The sequence below is a fragment of the Chitinophaga sancti genome (assembly GCF_034424315.1).
Lineage (GTDB): Bacteria > Bacteroidota > Bacteroidia > Chitinophagales > Chitinophagaceae > Chitinophaga > Chitinophaga sancti.
This window is the reverse complement of sequence record NZ_CP139972.1, coordinates 5969970-5991547: the sequence shown is the minus strand read 5'-3', so window position 1 is coordinate 5991547 and position 21578 is coordinate 5969970. Positions and strand designations below refer to the sequence as shown.

Here is a 21578-nt window from a genome sequence, read left to right as displayed (position 1 = left end):
AGTTAATATGCTATTTCAGTTTAATTATTATTAATCTCCATCCAGGATATTTCCTAACCCGCCTAAAATGCTACCTTCTTCCTTTCGGCGAACTGTTCCATATGATACAATTCTACTTGCTAAACGGCTGATGGGTAAGGATTGTACCCACACCTTTCCGGGTCCTCTCAGTGTGGCAAAAAATAAGCCTTCACCTCCAAATACCATATTTTTGATTCCGCGTACAAATTCAACGTCAAAATCTACTCCGGAAGTATACGCCACCAAACATCCTGTATCTATTTTTAAGACTTGCCCGGGCAACAATTGCTTCTCCAATACCAAACCTCCTGCATGCACAAAAGCCATACCATCACCCTCCAACTTTTCCATGATGAAGCCCTCACCACCAAAAATCCCCGTTCCCAGCTTGCGCTGCCACTCAATCCCAATACTTACGCCCTTCGCCGCACATAGAAACGCGTCCTTCTGACAGATTACCTTTCCCTCCATTAACGACAGGTCCATGGGTATTATCTTACCCGGATAAGGCGCTGCGAAACTCACCCGCTTCTTTCCCTCTCCCATATTCGTAAATGCAGTCATGAAAAGACTTTCCCCGGTCAGCATACGCTTACCGGCAGACATCAATTTTCCTAAAATTCCTTGATTAGACTGTGAACCATCACCAAACATGGTTTGCATCTGTATCTCCTGGTCCATCATCATGAAGCTCCCACTCTCGGCCACGGCAGTCTCCTGTGGATCGAGTTCTATTTCGACAATCTGTATTTCTTCACCATAGATACGGTAATCTATTTCATGGTTGCGTCGCATAGCGTTGTTGTTACCCGGATTAACAAAAAATGGCGCTTTAGGCCCAAAAATAAGGAAATGCTACAGTTGATAATTGTTAAAGTTTGTTAAGATACATAAAAATATGGAAATATGGTAAAATTTAATATAAGAATGGTTGCTCATTCCTGACATCCGGCGCCTGCCGATACCCCTGATTATATACTTTACCACATAAAAAAACCGTTCCGGGCGAAACGGAACGGTATTCTGTTAAACCTACAACTGTTACACTGTATTGTGTACACTTTTTAATTTATCTGCTATAAGCTCTTCACACCACTTTCATGTGGCAGGTCCTGGTCGTCTGTGCCTCTGAAGAACCTGTACGGCTTATCTGATACATAATCCGGTTCATGCAGCTTCCTCACCACCCCTTTTTTCATAAATACCTTCACCAATACCACAAAGAACGGTATATACTTCAGGCCCCTTGGCCAGCCCTTGTAATCCAATACATCGATCGAACGCTTATTCATTGCATACATCACCGGTACCAGGATCAATGTCAGGAAGGTCGCAAACACCAACCCGTACACCATGGTCCAGGCCAGCGGCCCCCAGAACGCTACGTTGTCACCGCCAAAGAAGAGATGCGGCTTGAATTCTGAGAACAGGGTTTCAAAGTCAATATTCAATCCCACTGCCAGCGGAATCAAACCAAGGATCGCCGCGATAGCTGTAAGTAACACCGGCGTCATACGGGTTCTGCCCGCTTCCACCACTGCTTCGTACACCGGCATATTTTGCTGCACTAACAAATCTGTAAACTCTACGAGTACGATACCATTTCGCACCACGATACCTGCCAGCGCCATAATACCCACACCCGTCATTACAATGGAGATATCCATTCCGAAAACAGAGAAACCAAGGAACACTCCGATGATACTAAACAGGATCTCCATAAAGATCACCAACGGACGACCTATTGAGTTGAACTGCGTTACCATGATCATCAGGATCAACCCAAATGCACCCACCATGGCCAACAACAGGAAATTCATAGTCTCCGCCTGGTCTTCCTGCTCACCCGTCATCTTTACCTGGATCCCATTCGGCTTCGCAAAATCACCCAGTGCTGTCTGAATTTGCTGTACAACTTCGTTTGTATTATAACCGGTGAGTACGTTTGAATACAAAGTCACCACACGCTTCTGATCTATACGCTTAATACTTGCATAAGTATTAGAGTAATGAATATCTGCTACCGCACTCAATGGCACCTGCCTGATCGCTCCGCCCATATTCATATCCCTATACACTAAATTCAGGTTCATGAGCGTGTTAATATTATTACGCTGATTCTCCTGGAACCTTACCATGATCGGATAATCATCTTCCGGATCTCTGAACTTGGAAACCTCTGCACCATACAATGCCGTACGCAATGCCATACCAATTGTAGCAGTAGAAATTCCTTCCCTGTTTGCACGCTCACGGTCTATGTTAACCAATATCTCAGGCTTATTACTCTGGAAGTCTGTACGTAATTCTTCCACACCCCCTATCTCCAGTGAATCCAGGTAACGTTTCAGTTTTTCTGCTGTTGTTGTCAGCTCTTCAAATTCATCACCAGCTATTTCAATATTGATCGGCTTCCCTGTAGGCGGACCTCCCTGCTCCTGCTCTACCGTGATATCTGTACCAGGTATGCCTCTTACAGCCTGCCTGATCTTGTCCAGGTACTGTTTGGTACCATGTCCGTCACGCTTTCCAAACTCCACGAATGCCACGGTTACCTTACCTTTATTGGGCTGCACACTCATATCCATTTGTGAAGGATCACCTGCTCCCACGGCTACGTTGGAAATAATGGACTCCACTATCGGATTATTCGGCCCTACTACTTTTGTAATCCGGTTTTCTACAATGTGCGTGATACTATCAGTATACTTCTGATCAGTACCCATTGGCAACTCTATATATGCATAGATGAAATTAGGATCTGCCTGCGGAAAGAACACCACCTTTGGATTCCTGATCGCAGTGAGCATAATACTGAACACCAGCAAACCGAATGTGCCGATCAATATCCAGATAGGTCTCCATCCAATCAGGCACCATTTCAGCACACGCTTGTAACGCTCCTGTACCCTTGGCCAAAAATTGCCCTGGAAGCGGCGTGCCAGCCCCCCCAGGTAAAATTTCTCCAGTAAGATCAACAGGAATAGAAAGATGACAAAATTGCCTAAGCCGACGCTACCATTCGCATAACCCAACAATGCAATCACACCAAATACGATTGCCATATAGGTGAACTTCCTATTCCATTTCGGCTTCGGATGATTTTCTCCTTCATGCCTGTCCATGAAATCCACTGCAAACACCGGGTTAATAATATATGCCACCACCAGCGATGCACCCAGTGTGGTGATCAACGTTACCGGCAGAAAGAACATGAATTTACCAATGATACCAGGCCAGAAAAGCAATGGTACAAATGGCGCCAGCACCGTCAGCGTTCCTGAGAACACGGGTAGAAATACCTCTCCCGCCGCTATCTTGGCCGCCTTCACAATCCCCAGATCCTTTCGCTGATAAAATATACGGTGCACATTTTCTATCACCACAATCGCATCATCCACCACAATACCTAATGCCAGCAAGAAAGAGAACAGCACCATCATATTCAGCGTGAAATGATAGGCCGGCATCAGCAGGAATGCAATGAACATTGAGATCGGTACTGAAGCAGCCACGAAGATGGCATTCACTGCACCCATGAAGAACATGAGGATCACCGTCACTAACAGAAACCCAATAATAATCGTATTAATCAGGTCATGGAGTGTCACACGCGTAGAGTTAGACTGATCGCCCGTTACCACCACATTCAATCCCTTTGGTAAATAATCCTTCTTCATTTCTTCGATGATCACCCTGATCTTATCAGAAGCATCGATCAGGTTCTTACCACTTTGCTTGATGACGTTCAGAGTGATAACATTCTGACCACCCAACCGTGCATAACTTTCCTGCTCTTCAAATCCATCCACTACCTCTGCAATGTCGCGCAGGTATACGGTCGCACCGGATGTACTACGAATCACAATATTGCGCAACTTTAAAGGATCTTTGTATTCTCCCTTTACACTCAGTGTACGCTTTTGCCCATCCATCGATACCTGTCCACCAGAAATAGTCATGTTTTCAGCAGCTATTGCATTGCCAATATCATCGAAGTTTACCCGTGCTGCATCCATCTTGTATTTATCAATATTGATCTGGATTTCACGATCCAGTGCACCTACAATGTCTACACGTGTAATTTCGTTCAGGGCCTCAATTCTGTCCTGCATTTCATCTGCATACTTTTTCAGTGACTGCAGGTCGAAATCGCCAGACAGGTTGATGTTCATGATCGGGATCTGCGATACATCAATTTTAATGATCTGCGGTTCCTGTGTTAGTTTTTGCGGCAGGTCTTTCTTGGCATCATCTACTTTTTCTCTTACTTCCTGACGCGCTGTTTCCAGGTCTTCTCCTGCTTCGAACTCGATAGTGATTGCAGAGTAATCCTGCATACTCGTGCTCTTGATAGACTTGACACCAGAGATTCCACCCAGTTGTTTTTCAATGGGCTTGGTCACTAATGTTTCCATATCTTCGGGAGAAGTACCGGTGTTAATCGTACTGATATAAAACTGTGGAAACACTACCTCCGGGTATTGCTCTTTCGGCAGGTTTTGATAGGATAATATACCTGCTATGGCAATGATAATCGTGGCGACATACACGCTCACCTTATTATCAATTGCCCAGCTGGTAGGCTTAAATTCTTTGTTCAGATTATCTTGCATACAACAGTATTTTTAAGATCATAACTGGATCAGGTCATTGTCATTCAATCCCTGATAACCTGTTGTTACTACATTTTCTCCTGCCTGTAATCCGCTTTTGATCTCCGCTTTGTCATTGTAGGTACGACCTACTTCCACTTCTCTTCTCTTAGCGATCAATCCATCTTTTGATTTTTCAGCGACAATTACATAGGATTTCCCTAATGCATACTGGATCACATTTACAGGTATCACCAGTGCATGAGGTGTAGAATAGTCTATGATCTTGATCTGTGCAATCATATTTGGTCTCAGCGCAGCATCATTCGGCATAGGTACTTCTACCCTGATAGTGCGGCTTACCGGGTCGATGGCTTTGGCAGCAAACCCGATTTTGGTACGCAATTCCTTATCAATATCCGGGAACGCTACCACCACCGGATCACCTGTTTTTACTGCACCCGCATAGGCTTCAGCAACGTTTGCCAATACCCGCAGGTTAGCGCTGTTCACTACTCTGAATGAAGTAGATCCCGGCGCTGCATTGTCACCCAGTTTGGAGATAACCGCATCCACAGAACCATTGATCGGAGATACGATCTTTGCCTGGGAGAGCTGATCATTCAGGGTAGCCATTTTCCTTTCCAGTGATTCCTTCTGGTTTTTAGCATTCAGGTATTGTACTTCAGAGCCGATCTGTTGTTTCCAGAGGTTCTGTTGTTTTTGATACAAGGTCGTAGCCAGGTCCAGCTGGGTGCGTAATTCGGCCATATTCGCGCGCAGAATCTGATCATCTACCTGTGCCAGTGTCTGACCTTTGGAAACGTTCTGACCTTCCTTTACATAAATAGCGGTGATCACACCCGGCACTTTAGAACTGACGTTCACATTTTCGCGTGCATCTACAGCACCCTGTATATCTATATAGTGTTCGAATACAGAATCTCTTATGGCAGTCACCACTACAGACTTCATCTTCTTTGCAGCTGTATCGGTTTTATTCACTTGCTTTTCCAGTAGTGCAATCTCTTTTTTCAGGTCCGCTTCCTTTTTTTTGAGATTCTGGAGTTTTTCCTCGGCTGTAGGCTGACCGCATGCCGCTAAGACGAGCAGGAACAGTAATGCGGAGTGATGTTTATAAGACATATAGAATGAATTAGAATTAGGAATAATGCAGCGGCTACAACTTGCCGTAAGCTTTCAGGTAATCGATCTTAGATACACTGGCATTGTAGAGTGCTGTGAAATAATTGTTCTGTGCAGTGAGCAGGTCATTTTCAGCAGTACTCATTTCCACACTGGAACCTACCCCCTCTTTGTATTTGATCTGGGTAGTATTGTATACTTCCTGCGCCAGTTGCATATTGCTTTCCTGAGCTTCGAGCGCTACGATATTGTTGCGCAGGTTGGAAGTAGATTGTGTTTGTTCCAGGTCAATACCGAGTCTTGCATCTTCTATGCTCACTTCTGTTTTCTTCACCTGCAGGAAAGCCTGATCGACTTTGCGTCTGCGCTGGAAGCCTGTAAAAATGTTGAAGCTCAGGTTCACACCGTAGCCAACATACCCATACCAGGTTTGCTTATCAAAGTAGTTAAACACATCACTTGCACGACTGATGCCTCCTGTACCAAACAGGGAAAGCGTAGGCAGCGCATTGTATTTATAGCGCTTAAGATCGTACTCGTACGCTTTCTTTTGTGACTCCAGCAACTGGAATTCTATACGCTGAGAGTAATCGAATTTTTCTACGGCTACTGCTGATTTTATTTCTGCGGTAGAGAGTGTATCTGTAAGCGTTAGGTCCGTACGCATGGGCATGCCCATGGAGTATTTAAGGGCTGCCATTCCTACTTCGGAAAGGTTCTGCAATTTGGTCTCTTCCGTACGAAGATTAGTTACCTGCACTATCAGCCGGTCTACATCCAGTTTTTCCACGAGCCCGTTTTTGTAGGTTTCCCTTGTTTCACCCAGCAGTTTTTCCAACGTAGTCAGGTTGCCCCTGAGTATGCTCAGGGCTTTACGTGCAGACAACACGTTGTAATAAGCTTTGTAAACATTCACTTTAACATCGATCTCTGCTTTCTGTACACCCCTGTGGGAGAGTTCTTCCAGTGTTTTGCGGGCCTGGAGGGCTACGAGTACGCTGGGGTCGAAGAGTACCTGGTTTAATTTGACTTCGCCGAGCACGTTGAATTTCAATCCGAAGGAGAAAGGAACAAGGGTGCCTTTGGGAACCGTGTCGGAGAAGTTGGAGGCGTCGATCAGTTGTTTCTGGACAATTGGATTGTGCTGGAAGGATCCGGCGCCGCTGAGCTGAGGGAGCGCCATTCCGCTTACCTCTTTATTTTTCGCCAGCTGAATGAGTTCATCCAGTTTAGCGTTTCTCACGGTGGCCTGGTTAACAAGGGCATAATCTACCGCTTCTTTCGCAGAGAGCGACATAGGTGCTAACGGCGTATTGGTGGGAGACTGGGCCATTCCCGTGTGAAAGATCAGCAGCAGCAAGGCTCCTATCCATCCTGTCCGCTTTTGGTTCGCTTGCATAAAGGTCATTTGGTTTTACGATAGTTGTAGTTTGTAGGCTTCGATCCTTTCAAACCCTTTACTCGAAACAAGTCCATAAAGGAAATGTTCCAATAAAATTCTTTGTACTTTACTCATCTCGTAGAGCCCGGGTGCAAATACATCTGGTTGAAAACAGAGCATAGCAGTGGCCAGGCGATACCTGGTAAGTATATCCACCTCCAGGTTGGAGCGATAGAGCCCCTCCCGGATTCCCCGTTCCAGGTTTTGGCGGATGGTGCTTTGCAGGCTGTTGTCTCTGTAAGAGAGAAAAGCCTGGTAGGCAGCAGCGTGATATCTTTGCAGGTCAAGGAGCACAAAGGGCTTCATGTTCCGGAATTGCTTATCCAGCATTTGCATGACGAGAAAGAGCTCTCCAATGGCATCTTCAGCCTGGGTTTGGTTTTCTTTACAGTCTTTATCTATGGTGAGCAGATGGCGCGAAATCGCATGGGTGACCAGCTCATCTTTGTCAGCGAAGTGGGCATAAAGGGTTTTTTTGGAGACTCCCATCTTTTGGGCAATGTCGTCCATGGTAATGGATCTGGTGCCAAACTGGCTGAATAAATTGAATGCGGTATCCAGAATACGTTCCTGTATTTCCATTGGATAGTGTTTTGCAGGGGCAAAAAATCTTACATTTCTTCTCATTATAAAGTAGCGACTCATAGCTACCATCGATCACTATTGGCCAGTGGCCGGCCCAATATTATAATGAGTCATTACTCAGAATAAAGGTCTTTGGTAAAACTATGGAAACTTTTTAAACTATAAAAGTTTCCAGAAGGATTTTATTTAATGTAGATAAGTTGAACTAAAAAAGCACATTCCCCCATTTATAGTACCTTTGCCGCAGTTATTACAACAACTATATGTCTCCAAAAAACCGACTTAAAGTTCTGGCATCGAAGATATTAAGGTATTTCTTCCAGGGTCTGCTGATCCTGGCACCTATCGGTGTGACCGCCTTTACTTTGTATTACCTGTTTGTTACCATCGACAATATCTTCCCAAAGTATCTCATTCCACAGGAAGCGCCACTCAGCTACCTTCGTTATAAGGGGGTAGGTTTTGCACTGGTGCTGTTGCTGGTGGTGGTAGTAGGTTACCTGAGTTCCTCCTTTATCCTGGGAAGGATCTTCGCACTCTTTGACAGCATCCTGGAAAAGACACCTTTCATCAAATATATCTACTCATCTGTCAAAGACGTTTTCGACGCCTTTGTAGGGGAAAAGAAGAAGTTCGACCATCCCGTACTGGTCCAGATCTATGGTCTGGATGTATGGGAAATGGGCTTTATCACCCAGCCTGACCTTAGCACACTGGGCCTGGAAGGCTACATGGCGGTGTATGTACCACACGCTTATGCCATCACAGGTAAAGTATTCATGGTACCTGCAGAAAAGGTAAAACCACTTACCAATATCTCAGCAGGAGAAGCCATGAAGTTTGCCGTAAGCGGTGGGGTGACCTCCCTGGAGCACCACAGTAAATAATTATGTTTTTAAAAAGACTGTTTTCCATTGTTGTTTGCGCCGCCCTCCCATTCTCTGCAATGGGCTGGGGATTCTTTGCCCATCAGCGGATCAATGAACTGGCCATATTTTCCCTTCCACCTGCCATGCTGGTGCTATACAAATCGCAGCAGGCCTACCTGAAAGCGCATGCTACAGATGCTGATAAAAGAAGATATATCGTAGCCGCCGAAGGACCGCGTCACTATATAGATCTAGATCACTATGGTGCTCCTCCCTATGACTGGATCCCCCGCAGCTGGCAGGCTGCCCTGCAACAGTTTGGGGAAGATAGCCTGCTACAATACGGGATCGTATCCTGGTATATTCCACAAATGATGGCCCGGCTCTCCAAAGCATTCCAGGACAAAGACCCGGATAAAATACTTCAGCTCAGTGCTGACCTGGGGCATTATGTAGCCGATGCCCATGTACCCCTGCATGCCTGCTCTAATCACAATGGGCAGTTCACGGGGCAGGAAGGGATTCATGGACTATGGGAATCCCGGATCCCTGAACTGCTGGCAGATGCTTCATTCAGTTACTGGTGCGGCAAGGCCATCTACATCCGGGATGTACCCTCATTTATATGGCAGATAGTAAGTACCAGCGCACTTGCAGCAGACACGGTTCTAAGAGAAGAAAAAGCCCTAAGCCTTCGCACACCTGCAGATGCCCGTTATGCCTATGAAAACAGAAAAGGAAAACTGGTGCGTACTTACGCTACCTCCTATACGAAAGCATATCAGCAATTACTGGGCGATATGGTAGAACGCCGCATGCGGGCATCAATCCATGCTGTAGCCTGCTGCTGGTATACTGCCTGGGTCAATGCCGGACAGCCACCACTCAGGTTCCTTGTACAAAAAAAAATTAAAGAAAATACAACCCTGCCAGATACAGGCAAAATGATGGGCCGTGTGGAGGAATAGCTGGCATACGCTTTGTAAAAAAGAGAGATATTAAGCGCACAAAGGACCTTTCAATTAATTTCGATTTTAAAAAAATATAAATTATCTTTGTTAATACTATCTTTTTAGCCTTATCCTACACAACATCAGCATCTGATTTGAAATGCCATTATCTATTTTTTAATCCATTCCTCTGACAAAACCAAGAAGCAAAGTGGAACAAGCTAACAATTTATTTAATTTAGATCGACCTATGAAGGTGCACAATTTTAACGCGGGACCTTCCGTATTACCAAATGAGGTTCTGTACAAAGCTAGTAAGGCTTTGATTGACTTTGAGGGGTCAGGAATGTCCATATTGGAAATAGGGCATAGGACTCCACTGTTTCAGGCTGTCATGGATGAGGCACGTAATCTCGTACGCGAACTGATGCAACTGGAAGATGACTTCGAAGTACTCTTCCTTCATGGTGGTGCTACGCAGCAATTCCTGCAGATTCCGATGAACTTACTTGAAAATGATGGTACGGCATCCTACATTGATACCGGTGTATGGAGCAATAAGGCGATTAAAGAAGCAAAGCAGTTTGGTTTCGTAGACGTAGCTGGTAGTTCAAAAGAAAGTAACTACACTTACATCCCCAAACAATTTAATGTTTCCCCAAAATCAACTTACCTGCACATCACGACCAACAATACCATCTATGGTACGCAATGGCAACAAATACCACAGGTAGATGTTCCATTGATTGCTGACATGAGCAGTGATATCCTGAGCAGACAAATGGACTTCAACAAGTTCTCACTCATCTATGCCGGTGTACAGAAAAACATGGGCGCTGCAGGCGTAACGATGGTAGCTGTACGTAAGAACCTCCTGGGTAAGGTAACCCGAAAAATTCCAACGATTCTGGACTACCGTAATCACATTGAGAACGGATCAATGTTGAATACCCCTCCCGTATTTTCAGTTTACATTTCCATGCTCACCCTTCGCTGGCTGAAAGCCCAGGGCGGTGCTGCTGGCATTGAAAAATTAAATGAGAAAAAAGCAGCGATCCTCTACGATGAGATCGATCAGAACCCATTGTTCCGTGGCACTGTGGCAAAGGAAGACCGTAGCCGCATGAACGTATGCTTTATCATGGATAAACCCGAACTGGAAGATGAATTCCTGAAATTAACCAAGAAGGAAGACATCGTAGGGATCAAGGGGCACCGCAGTGTTGGTGGTTTCCGTGCCTCCCTGTACAATGCATTACCATACGAAAGCGTGGAAGTGCTGGTAGAGGCAATGAAGCATTTTAGCCATAAAAAAGCGTAATCTTACTTTATATAAAAACAAAAGCTCCTGCTTATCGGCAGGAGCTTTTGTTTTTAGCAGTGGTGCCTGCGGCGGACCTAATGCCGTTTTTATAGAATGCCTGCCGCTAGCCTGCTCCTACAAATCCCATTGTGGCCTCGTATTTGCTCATGTGCCTATTTGCATTTACATTTACCTGACTAACAATACCCCGTATTATGGCAATCATCAGACCGTTCAAAGGATTAAGACCCACGCCGGCACTGGCTGAGAAAGTTGCAGCCAGACCATATGATGTGCTAGGCGCTCAGGAAGCAAAGATAGAAGCAGCCGGCAACCCCTACTCTTTTTACCACGTTTCCAAATCAGAAATTGACCTTCCCGATGGCACCGACGTTTATAGCCAGTCCGTATATGATAAAGCAGCAGAAAACCTGCAAAGCTTTATTGCCGATGGTACCCTCTTCCAGGACGATACTCCCTGCTATTACATCTATCGCCTGGTCATGAATGGTCGCAGCCAGACAGGCCTCGTTTGTGTCTCCTCGATATCCGACTATAACAGCGGGATTATTAAGAAACACGAATTCACCCGTCCAGACAAGGAAAAGGACAGGATCAATAATATCAAAACGACCAACGCGCAGACTGGCAATGTATTCCTTGCCTACAACGATGTTCCCGACATCAATTCATTGATCGATCAATGGACCAGCCGGCATACACCTGCGTACGACTTTACTGCTACAGACGGCATTCAGCATACCATCTGGATAGTAGATGACAAAGCCACCAACGATAATATCACAGCGCTCTTTGAGAGCAAAGTACCTCATACGTATATTGCTGACGGTCACCATCGTGCCGCCTCCGCATCACTGGTGCAAAAGGAACTGGAAGAACAACAACGCATCGGCCTCGATGATCCGGCTAATTATTTCCTCACCACTATCTTCCCCGCCAGTCAGCTGATGATCCTCGATTACAACAGGGTGGTCAAAGACCTGAATGGCCTGAGCAAGGAAGACCTGCTCTCTAAACTGGAATACGATTTTGTAGTAGAACCCATCGGACATCTGCCACAGGCCCCTTCCATGCTCCACGAGTTCAGTATGTACCTGGATGGCAACTGGTATCGCCTGGTCGCACAGGAAGGTACTTTTAGCTATGATCCTATCGGGATCCTGGATGTAACCATCCTCTCCAACAATGTGCTGGATAAACTGCTGGGCATTAAAGATCAGCGGACCGACAAGCGCATTGACTTTGTAGGCGGAATAAGAGGGCTGCAGGAACTGGTAAAGCGGGTAGACAGCGGAGAATACAAAGTAGCTTTTGCCCTCTATCCAGTCACAATCCAGCAATTATTTGACATTGCTGATAGTGGTAACGTGATGCCCCCCAAGAGTACCTGGTTTGAACCAAAGCTGAGAGATGGCCTTGTTTCACACCTGCTTTGACTATAGAAGCACACTTGCCGTGCGCCTATCGCACTAAAGAATGCCTAAAGAATGATTATAGAACGCTTAAACAGCACTTATAGCGGGCTTATAGAAACCCCATAGCAATTGGGGCAATTTCTTCGCTCCAGCAAGGTTTGGCACATTTTTCACTATTTTTACAGCAAACGAAAGATCAAGGATGTACATGAGGGCTTCTTTATTGAAAATAGCTATATGTATTGGCTTCTTTTTCGCGACCCTACCGGTTTTCGCACAGGATGCCAATGAATTATTCAACACCGCCACCGGCTTCATTCGCAGCGGAGATTACTCCAACGCCATTTTGGTACTGAACCAGGCCATTACCATGGAACCTGACAATACCCAATACAAGAAACAACTCGGATTCGCATACTGGCTGCAGGGCGATATGAGCAAAGCCAAAAGCACCATCGAACCCCTGCTGAATAAGAAGGATGCCGATGCACAATTGTACCAGATAGCCGGTAACATCTACCAGGCAAAACAGGAATGGAAAACAGCCCAGAAATTGTACGAAAAAGGCCTGAAACGCTTCCCTGAAAGCGGTGAGCTGTACAATGACAACGGCCAGCTGCTAATGTTCCTGAAAATTTACGAAGGTGGTATGTCCAACTGGTTGAAGGGAATTGAGAAAGATCCCGGCTTCCCCGGCAACTACTACAATGCCTGCAGGGCATATTCCTATGTGAAAGATCCTTCCTGGATTATCATCTACGGCGAAATCTTCGTGAACCTGGAAAGCTATACTGAACGTACCGCCGAAGTACGTACCATGCTGATCGACGCTTATAAGAAATTGTATAACGATCCTTCCCTCATGACCAAAGCCCTCGAGGACCTGGAAAATGAGCGGAAAAGTAAGAAAACTTCAGCCTCTGAATTTGCAGACGCCTATAAAGCCTCCATGGGCAAGCAGACTTCTGTAGTGATGACAGGTATAGACCCTGAGAGCCTGGTCATGGTAAGGACCCGTTTCCTGCTGGACTGGTTCAACTTCTCAGGTGTGAAGTTCCCTTACGCATTATTTGACTACCAGCGCAGCCTGTTAAAAGAAGGTTTATTTGACGCCTACACTCAATGGATCTTTGGTCCTGTAAGCAACCAATCTGCTTTCAAAGCCTGGACAAATATGCATAAAGCTGAATACGACGCGTTTTTGCAATACCAGCGCACCCATCCCCTGAAGGTGAGACCCGATGAATATTACAACGACAATCGATTCTCACTGGCCAGATAAGCCCCCAAGGATGGTAAAGAATCTACCGGGGCCTGTAACGACACAGGTCCCCGGCATGAAAAGCTAATTATTCAAATTCCACATATGCTTACCATCAAACACCAAAGCACCATCGAGAAAGCCGTAAAGGCGAACCATGAACGGGCCTTTTACTCGCAATACCCTGAGCACCCCAAAGCTTATGGCGAGCAAGCCCCCGAAGAAGGCCACAACAGGTATAAAGCACAGCTCAACAAACCATTTTCCCAACTCTTACAAATCGGTGAATCCGGATGGGCTGGTGAGGAAGTATCTCCATACACTATGGAGCCACTGGGCATCACCTATCCCCTCTTCACGGCAAACGATCTTGTAGAAAAAGCTGTAGCTGCGGCTCCCCAATGGCGTAATACAACTGTGGATATACGGGCCGATATGCTGGTAGAGACCCTCGAGCGTATACAAACGTATTTCTTCGACATCGCCTACGCTACCATGCACACTACCGGGCAGAGCTTTATGATGAGCTTTCAGGCCTCCGGACCACATGCAAATGACCGTGCACTCGAAGCTATCGCCATGGGTTTTCATGAATTGAACCGCTATCCTGCCGAACAATTATGGGAGAAACCAATGGGCAAATTCGCCCTCCAGCTCAAAAAGAATTTCAGGGCTATGCCCAAAGGTCCGGGCCTGGTAATCGGGTGCTCTACATTCCCGGTATGGAATTCGCTACCTGGTATATATGCAGATCTGGTAACCGGCAACCCTGTGATCGTGAAACCACACCCCAGGGCTATACTGCCTATCGCAATTGCGGTAAGCGCCATTCAGCAGGTATTGCAGGAAAAAGGCTTCAGCCCTAACCTGTGCCAGCTGGCCAGCGATACCACTGCTGCGCCAATCACCAAAACCTTGTGTGAACATCCCGGAATCAAACTTATTGATTATACAGGGGGCAGCCAGTTTGGGAACTATGTAGAATCCCTCCCCGGCAAATCTGTGTTTACAGAAAAAGCAGGGGTCAACTCTGTAATCCTGGATAGCGTAACTGATATAGATGCGGTGATGCAGAATCTGGCATTCTCCGTCTCCCTGTACTCAGGTCAGATGTGCACCGCGCCACAGAACTTCTTTATCCCTGCAGGAGGCGTTCAAACCCCTGATGGTACACTTTCTTTTGATGAAGTAGTAGAGAAATTCAAGAATGCGGTGACCGCACTGGTAACAAATCCTAAAATGGGAGCCGGTACGCTGGGCGCCTTACAGAACGACACTACCCTGCAACGGGCGCACAATGCTGGTAAACTGGGCGCAAAGGTGGTCCTGGAAGGTCAGCCACTGGTAAACGAGGAGTTTGCACATGCCAGGGGCTTCACGCCAGCCATTCTGCAGGTAGACAGTACCGACAGGCACATCTTTGAGCAGGAATTATTTGGCCCGGTTTTGTTGCTTGTAAAAACAAAGGATACAGACGAGTCCATTCAACTGGCCCGTCAGATGGCACAGCAACACGGAGCCATCACCTGCGCGGCATATGCCGTAAACCCGGACACAAAGGAAAAGATCACAGAAGCAATGAACAGCGTGTTCACACCGGTTTCTTTCAATTTTACCGGCTTCATATGGGTGAACCAACACGCCGCCTTCTCTGATTTTCATGTGACCGGAGGCAACCCTGCCGGGAATGCAAGTTTTACCAACCCGGAATTTATTCTCAGACGATTTGTCTGGGTAGGCAACCGGGAAGTGGCTGGCAGCTGAGATGCGAATAATATAGTTTATGAAATATTTAGTTCCAATCATTTTGCTTTCGCTTATGGCAGCCTGCGAACAGGCACCAAAGGCGGATAAAGCAACGACCCAGGAAGCCCAGTCCGTAAAGGAAGGAGAAGGGAAGTCATACCATGTGGATACTACCGTAAGTGTGGTACAATTTATAGGTACAAAGCCTACAGGCAAGCATACCGGTATCTTCAGACTGCTGGAGAGTAAATTGTATGTAGAAGATACCCTCGTCACCGGCGGTAGCATCAAGATCAATATGAGTACACTGCAGGACATAGACCTGGCACCCACTGATTCCATGCTGCAACATAAGCTGGAAGCAGAGCTGAAAGGACCGATGTTCTTTGATATCGGGAAATATCCGGTGGCGACTTTTGAGATTACAGGTGTGACAACTTTTAAGCCTTCTGTAGGAAACGAGGTGCTGATGAAAGATGCGAACTATACCGTGCAGGGCAACCTGACAATGAAGGATTCAACAAAGAATATTTCATTTCCTGCCTTCATTACAAGAGAGAAAGGTGTGATCAGGGCGGAAGCAAATTTTAATATCGACAGAACCCAGTGGGGCATGAGCTACAGAGCAGATCAGTCCATGCAGGACAAGTTGATCAATTCGCAGGTGAATATCCAGTTTAAACTCGTCGCTAAACAATAGAAAAGAAGAGGTTGTTTTAAAAGTAAATTCTATTCCGGAATCTGATTAAACGGATTTCAGATTACTTTTAAAACGACCTCTTTCCCTTTATTTACGTTTTATAAATACGGCTGAAGAATAGCATTAAAATTCCTTGTCTAATCCGGCAAAGCGGGGATCTTCTTTTGCGGTGTTTGCGCATGTGCCTGAGAGATAAACAGGGCAGCCATGCAAATCCAAAGGGTTACTTGACTCATGGTGTGGGGCGTATCGCAGTAAGATACTAAAAGTATACTTACATACAGGAGTTTTTCACAACGTGAAATGCCCAAGGCAATACTATACTGCGACCGCTTTCTCGTCGTAGATTACACTGGAAAACTCACACAATTTTTCCAGTAAGCCACAAAGTTCTACTCCATTTTCTGTAAGTGAGTAAATAACTTTAGGCGGCATGCCGGGAAATTGCTGACGGGTGATCAGTCCTGTCTTTTCCAGCGTTTTAAGCCGGTCTGAAAGGATATGATCTGTAATGTAGGTCAGCTCTTCCCTGATTCCTGAAAATCTATTATTGCCTGCTTCGATACAGAATAAAATATCTGTCGTCCAGCGACGGCTCATAGAAAACAACAACTCATTCAACGGACACTTGCTCTCCAGGAACGATTGATTCTGATAGTTAGACGAATTAGTCTTTCTTTCTGCCATAGTGCTCTAAAATTCTAAGTTTACGATCGGGTTCGTCCTTTTATAAAGTGACAGGCATAGAAAAGATACTGCTATTATGGAAATTAGGCAAACTAAATTATCGTTAACCCAGAACGAAATGGATAAATGGCAATAACATGAACTGCTAACAGCAGCCTGAGCCAGCATAATCCCAGGCAGCCTGAAACCAAAAATATTTATTCTTACGTATGTTATCATACCGTCATTAGCAAATCTGTCGGCTGCACATGATCACTTTTTTAAAAATACTATTCAGTGTTTCATTTGTCTGGATGTGTTATACAGTGATCACAACCAGTATTGAAAGCAGCTTGTTCAGAGAATGGAATTTTCTGGGCAGCATCCCCTGGATGCGGGCCACACTCTGGGACTTTTATACAAATGTGCTGGTCATTTTTGTGTGGATCTGCTACAAAGAAAAAACAATTTTCAGCAAAGTGATCTGGCTCATATTCTTAATTACACTGGGTAGTATAGCCAGCTGTATCTACATGCTGGTACAGCTTTTCCGCTTATCGCCAGCAGAAGGTCTTAAAGAATTATTCGGAAAACAACATGGATAGTTTCTCTATTATTTTACTCCTGATCGTGGTATGCGGAATGATCATGGCCATGGTTTGGGGATGGGCGCACGCTATTCACAATGCAGGTGTAGTAGACATCTTCTGGTCGTACAACTTTCCGGTTATTGGCATATTACTCCTGCTAATGGCCAATGGTAACCACTTGCGCAAATACCTGATCTGCGGGATGGTGATCATCGCAGGTATCAGACTGGGCACACATTTGCTAACAAGGATATCTGCACATATGGATGCAGAAGATGGCCGCTATCAGCAACTGAGGAAGGAATGGGCTCCACATGCAGACAAAAAATTCTTCTGGTTTTTTCAGCTCCAGGGTCTCTCAAATGTACTGCTGTCCATACCATTTATAATCAGTGCCCTCAATAACAAAACAGCATTAGGTCTTGCAGAATATACAGGTATTGTATTATGGATCATCAGCGTAACAGGCGAAGCGATTGCTGACAGACAATTGCATATATTTAAAACTAAAAACAAAGGTCAGGTGTGCGACACCGGACTATGGCGGTATTCAAGGCATCCCAACTACTTTTTTGAATGGCTGATGTGGGTATCCTACAGCGTGTTCGCACTCGGTTCTCCCTATGGATACCTGGGTATAATCAGTCCGCTTATCATACTTTATCTGCTGCTGAAAGTAACTGGTATACCAGCTACAGAAGAGCAATCATTGCGTTCCAAAGGAGAAGCCTATAAAGCCTATCAGCGCAGCACCAACGCCTTCATTCCGTGGTTTCCTGCCAGGCAATAAAGTTCCGTTCTTATAGATCGCGTTTATTACTTTCAATCATATTCAACATGTGGTACGATACCCTCATTGAAAAAAATACTGTTCCTGATCTGTTCCTGCGCAAAGGGATCAGAAAACTGCTGCAACAAAGGCTGGACGAAGAAAACAAAGGAGATACGGAAGTACAACAGGCACACCTCATGTCACTGATCAATCAGCTCAAAACCTCTCCTATAGCTGAGAACACAGCCGAAGCCAATACACAGCATTACGAAGTGCCTACATCGTTTTATCAATATTGCTTAGGTAAACACCTGAAGTATTCCTGCGGATACTGGCAGCCCGGAGTCAATGACCTGGATACAGCAGAAAGTGATATGCTGGAGCTCACCTGCAACAGAGCAGAACTGACTAACGGAATGGATGTACTGGAACTGGGCTGCGGATGGGGATCATTATCACTCTACATGTCAGCAAAGTACCCGGGTAGCAATTTTACAGTCGTTTCCAACTCACGTACACAAAAAGCATACATCGATGCACAAGCCGCAGATCGCGGCGTCACCAACCTTACGGTGATCACGGCAGACATGAATATATTCCATACGGACCAGCATTTCGACAGGGTAGTATCCGTAGAGATGTTTGAACACATGCGCAACTACCAGCAATTATTAAAAAAAGTAGCCTCGTTTTTAAAAGCAGAAGGAAAGCTGTTCATTCATATCTTTACACATAAAGAGTATACCTACCTTTTTGAAGTGAAGGACGAATCCGATTGGATGAGCCGGTATTTTTTTACTGGTGGCGTGATGCCCGGCGATGACCTGCTATTCTACTTTAACGATCATTTGTCTGTAAGTGAACACTGGCATGTAAACGGCACTCACTACGGCAAAACTGCAGAAGCATGGTTGCGCAACATTGATCATCATAAAGCGGAAATAATGCCACTGTTCGAAGCCACCTACGGAAAGGACCAGGCACTTAAATGGTGGGTATACTGGCGCCTGTTTTATATGGCCTGCGCCGAACTATGGAATTATAACAAGGGGAATGAATGGATAGTCAGTCATTACCTTTTTCGCAAAAACACCGTATGATCCGTCTTATTCTAATTATTCTTTTACTGCTGACTTCATTACTTACAGTCATTAAAGCTCCTACTTACAATTTGTGGAAACTCGCTATTGGTGCCGCTGAAATAGCATGGGTATTCATTAGCATCACCATCCTGGCATTGCTAAGTGGATTTTTCACACACAAGTACAATACATTAGGAACAGCATTAGGATTGATTGCTATAGTACTGTATCTATCGCCACTCTTCAGGGCATACGATCTGGCCAGCCATCTGCCCAAAGCAATGGATAAAGCACTGGGTGATCAATCAGCCTCCACGCCACTGAGTTTATCTGTATTATTCTCAGGTTACAAAGAAGCCCCTGTTGCGTTCAAAAGCCTGCCTTACAGTAACAACCTGCATATGGACTTCTACCCTGCCATACATCCCGGCAATCATCCCTGCGTAGTAGTCGTGCATGGCGGATCATGGAGTAGCGGGAATAGCCAGGATCTTCCTGAACTGAATATTTTCCTGGCGAATCAGGGTTATCACGTAGCTGCTATCAATTACAGGCTGGCCCCGCAAAACATTTGCCCCGCACCGGTAGAAGATGTTTCCCTGGCCATAGATTACCTGCGTACACATGCAGCAGAACTGAGAATAGATCCTAACAATTTTGTACTGATGGGCCGTTCTGCAGGTGCACAGATCGCCCTGCTGGCAGCGTATCGCGGGCAGGTGCCCGGATTGAAAGGTGTGGTAGATTTTTATGGACCTGCTGATATGGTATGGGGTTATTCACTGCCTGCCAGTCCACTGGTAATGGACTCCCGCAAGGTAATGGAAAACTACCTGGGCGGTACTTACAGTGCTGTTCCGGAAAATTATGCGGCCAGCTCCCCCGTGGAATTCGTCAATAAAAACACGGTACCTACCTTACTTATTCATGGTGAAAATGATGTACTCGTAGCGTATGAACATAGCATCAGGCTGGAAAAGAAACTTCAGGAAAACGGTATTAAACATTTCTTTCTCTCACTACCCTGGGCCACACACGGGTTTGATTACAACCTGAAGGGGCCAGGCGGACAATTATCCACCTACTCAGTACTAAGATTCTTACACAATATATGTTACGAACAGCAATCATAGGAACCGGCATAGCCGGTATGGGATGCGGACATTTTCTACACCCTGCAGACGAGATCACGTTTTATGAACAACTGGATTATGTAGGTGGTCATACTAACACCGTGATTGTAGATGAAGATGGAAAACCCGTGTATATAGATACAGGATTTATGGTATTCAATCACCAGACCTATCCCAACCTTTGCAAACTGTTCGAACAGATCAAAGCACCTGTAAAAAAGACAAACATGTCTTTCAGCGTACAGCACATACCTTCCGGTCTTGAATACAGCGGCTCCAGCATCAATCACCTATTTGCGCAGCGCAGGAACATTTTCAAGCCTTCGTATATCAGGATGCTGATGCAGATTGCCCGCTTCAATAAGGAGAGCGTGCAGATACTGAATAATCCCCAATATGCGAATTATACGATCGGCCAGTACATCCGCGAAGGTGGCTTTGGCGACGATATGCTCTGGAAATACCTCGTTCCCATGAGTTCCGCCGTATGGTCTACCCCTATGCAGCAGATGCTGGACTTCCCCGCAGTCACACTCATCCGGTTCTTTTACAATCACGGTTTCCTGGGCCTGCATACACAGCACCAGTGGTATACACTGGACAAAGGCAGCCAATCATACCGGGAGATTCTAATCGCCCCATTCAGAGATCGTATTCACATTAACAGGAAAGCCGTGAAAGTAACGCGGATGCCTGATGGAAAAGTAACCGTATATGCATCAGACGGCACAGCCCAGCAATACGACCGTGTAATACTGGCCTGCCACGGCGATCAGGCTTTAAGATTACTGGAGGCACCTACTAACATGGAACAGCAATTACTCTCTGCTTTCAAATACCAATACAACAAAGCGGTATTGCATACGGATGAGAAAACAATGCCGGCTAAAAAACGGGCCTGGAGCGCCTGGAACTATCGTATAGAAGATGAGCAACCCAGTACCATTTACTGGATGAATAGGCTCCAGGGCGTATCTGAAAAGAAGAACTACTTTGTTTCCATCAACCCACATGCACTGCTCGATGCTGATAAAATCATCAAAGAAATAGACTATGAGCATCCACTATTTGATCTGGCCGCTATTGCCGTCCAAGCAGATTTACCACAACTGAATGCAAATGGACCTGTTTATTATTGCGGTAGTTATTTTAGATATGGATTCCACGAAGATGCTTTTACAAGTGCTGTAAATCTTTGCTCTCATTTGTTAAAGCGGACAGTTATTTAATCCATCCAGGGCTTTATTCCGTAAGTAATTTCATGATCGGAATTCATTCATGT

Annotated in this window: 18 protein-coding genes; 12 read left to right on the top strand and 6 right to left on the bottom strand. The window is 45.5% G+C overall.

Going from position 1 to position 21578, the window contains the following annotated elements:
* Positions 1 to 30: 30 nt before the first annotated feature.
* The 5 genes from U0033_RS23465 to U0033_RS23445 form a co-directional block, all read right to left on the bottom strand.
* Entirely contained in the window at positions 31 to 816 is a 786-nt protein-coding gene (locus U0033_RS23465; RefSeq protein ID WP_072365691.1) for a TIGR00266 family protein, read from the bottom strand.
* Between the two features lie 281 nt (positions 817 to 1097).
* On the bottom strand, positions 1098 to 4637 hold the full coding sequence (locus U0033_RS23460; RefSeq protein WP_072365693.1) for an efflux RND transporter permease subunit: 3540 nt from the start codon (positions 4635 to 4637) through the stop codon (positions 1098 to 1100).
* Positions 4638 to 4655: 18 nt separating this feature from the next.
* Positions 4656 to 5762 (bottom strand): efflux RND transporter periplasmic adaptor subunit, encoded by a 1107-nt coding sequence (locus U0033_RS23455; RefSeq protein WP_072365694.1) that lies wholly within the window; start codon positions 5760 to 5762, stop codon positions 4656 to 4658.
* A 34-nt stretch (positions 5763 to 5796) separates the two neighbouring features.
* A complete protein-coding gene (locus tag U0033_RS23450; RefSeq protein ID WP_177318738.1) occupies positions 5797 to 7161 on the bottom strand; it encodes a TolC family protein in 1365 nt (454 codons plus the stop codon).
* A gap of 15 nt (positions 7162 to 7176) precedes the next feature.
* Entirely contained in the window at positions 7177 to 7785 is a 609-nt protein-coding gene (locus U0033_RS23445) for a TetR/AcrR family transcriptional regulator (RefSeq protein ID WP_072365781.1), read from the bottom strand.
* A 266-nt stretch (positions 7786 to 8051) separates the two neighbouring features.
* Between U0033_RS23445 and U0033_RS23440 the strand changes: the two genes are divergently transcribed.
* The 7 genes from U0033_RS23440 (at position 8052) to U0033_RS23410 (ending at position 16053) form a co-directional block, all read left to right on the top strand.
* Positions 8052 to 8675, top strand: a complete 624-nt coding sequence (locus tag U0033_RS23440; RefSeq protein ID WP_072365697.1) for a DUF502 domain-containing protein — start codon at positions 8052 to 8054, stop codon at positions 8673 to 8675.
* Between the two features lie 2 nt (positions 8676 to 8677).
* Positions 8678 to 9625, top strand: coding sequence for a zinc dependent phospholipase C family protein (locus tag U0033_RS23435; protein ID WP_072365699.1), 948 nt, complete (start codon positions 8678 to 8680; stop codon positions 9623 to 9625).
* A 232-nt stretch (positions 9626 to 9857) separates the two neighbouring features.
* Positions 9858 to 10928, top strand: a complete 1071-nt coding sequence (gene serC / locus U0033_RS23430; RefSeq protein WP_072365701.1) for a 3-phosphoserine/phosphohydroxythreonine transaminase — start codon at positions 9858 to 9860, stop codon at positions 10926 to 10928.
* 197 nt (positions 10929 to 11125) lie between these two features.
* Positions 11126 to 12367, top strand: coding sequence for a DUF1015 domain-containing protein (locus U0033_RS23425; RefSeq protein WP_072365703.1), 1242 nt, complete (start codon positions 11126 to 11128; stop codon positions 12365 to 12367).
* 187 nt (positions 12368 to 12554) lie between these two features.
* Positions 12555 to 13628, top strand: a complete 1074-nt coding sequence (locus U0033_RS23420; protein ID WP_072365704.1) for a tetratricopeptide repeat protein — start codon at positions 12555 to 12557, stop codon at positions 13626 to 13628.
* Positions 13629 to 13712: 84 nt separating this feature from the next.
* Positions 13713 to 15371: a phenylacetic acid degradation protein PaaN gene (paaN, locus tag U0033_RS23415; RefSeq protein WP_072365706.1), complete on the top strand. Its 1659-nt coding sequence runs from the start codon at positions 13713 to 13715 to the stop codon at positions 15369 to 15371.
* A 19-nt stretch (positions 15372 to 15390) separates the two neighbouring features.
* Positions 15391 to 16053 (top strand): YceI family protein, encoded by a 663-nt coding sequence (locus U0033_RS23410; RefSeq protein ID WP_083571884.1) that lies wholly within the window; start codon positions 15391 to 15393, stop codon positions 16051 to 16053.
* A 318-nt stretch (positions 16054 to 16371) separates the two neighbouring features.
* Here the strand turns inward: U0033_RS23410 and U0033_RS23405 are convergent, their stop codons facing one another.
* Positions 16372 to 16740, bottom strand: coding sequence for a winged helix-turn-helix transcriptional regulator (locus U0033_RS23405; protein ID WP_072365711.1), 369 nt, complete (start codon positions 16738 to 16740; stop codon positions 16372 to 16374).
* A gap of 248 nt (positions 16741 to 16988) precedes the next feature.
* Between U0033_RS23405 and U0033_RS23400 the strand changes: the two genes are divergently transcribed.
* From U0033_RS23400 to U0033_RS23380, 5 genes are read left to right on the top strand one after another with little or no spacing between them, the layout of a single operon-like run.
* Complete coding sequence (locus U0033_RS23400) at positions 16989 to 17324, top strand: DUF1475 family protein (RefSeq protein ID WP_072365713.1); 336 nt, start codon at positions 16989 to 16991, stop codon at positions 17322 to 17324.
* The gene (locus U0033_RS23395; protein WP_072365715.1) at positions 17317 to 18099 is read left to right on the top strand and encodes a DUF1295 domain-containing protein; all 783 of its coding nucleotides are present in this window, start codon (positions 17317 to 17319) and stop codon (positions 18097 to 18099) included. The genes U0033_RS23400 and U0033_RS23395 overlap by 8 nt, the downstream gene beginning before the upstream one ends.
* Positions 18100 to 18146: 47 nt before the next feature.
* Positions 18147 to 19181, top strand: coding sequence for an SAM-dependent methyltransferase (locus U0033_RS23390; protein ID WP_072365717.1), 1035 nt, complete (start codon positions 18147 to 18149; stop codon positions 19179 to 19181).
* Entirely contained in the window at positions 19178 to 20296 is a 1119-nt protein-coding gene (locus U0033_RS23385; protein ID WP_072365719.1) for an alpha/beta hydrolase, read from the top strand. Before U0033_RS23390 ends, U0033_RS23385 begins: the two co-directional genes overlap by 4 nt.
* Positions 20275 to 21525, top strand: coding sequence for an NAD(P)/FAD-dependent oxidoreductase (locus tag U0033_RS23380; protein WP_072365721.1), 1251 nt, complete (start codon positions 20275 to 20277; stop codon positions 21523 to 21525). The genes U0033_RS23385 and U0033_RS23380 overlap by 22 nt, the downstream gene beginning before the upstream one ends.
* The last annotated feature ends 53 nt before the right edge of the window (positions 21526 to 21578 follow it).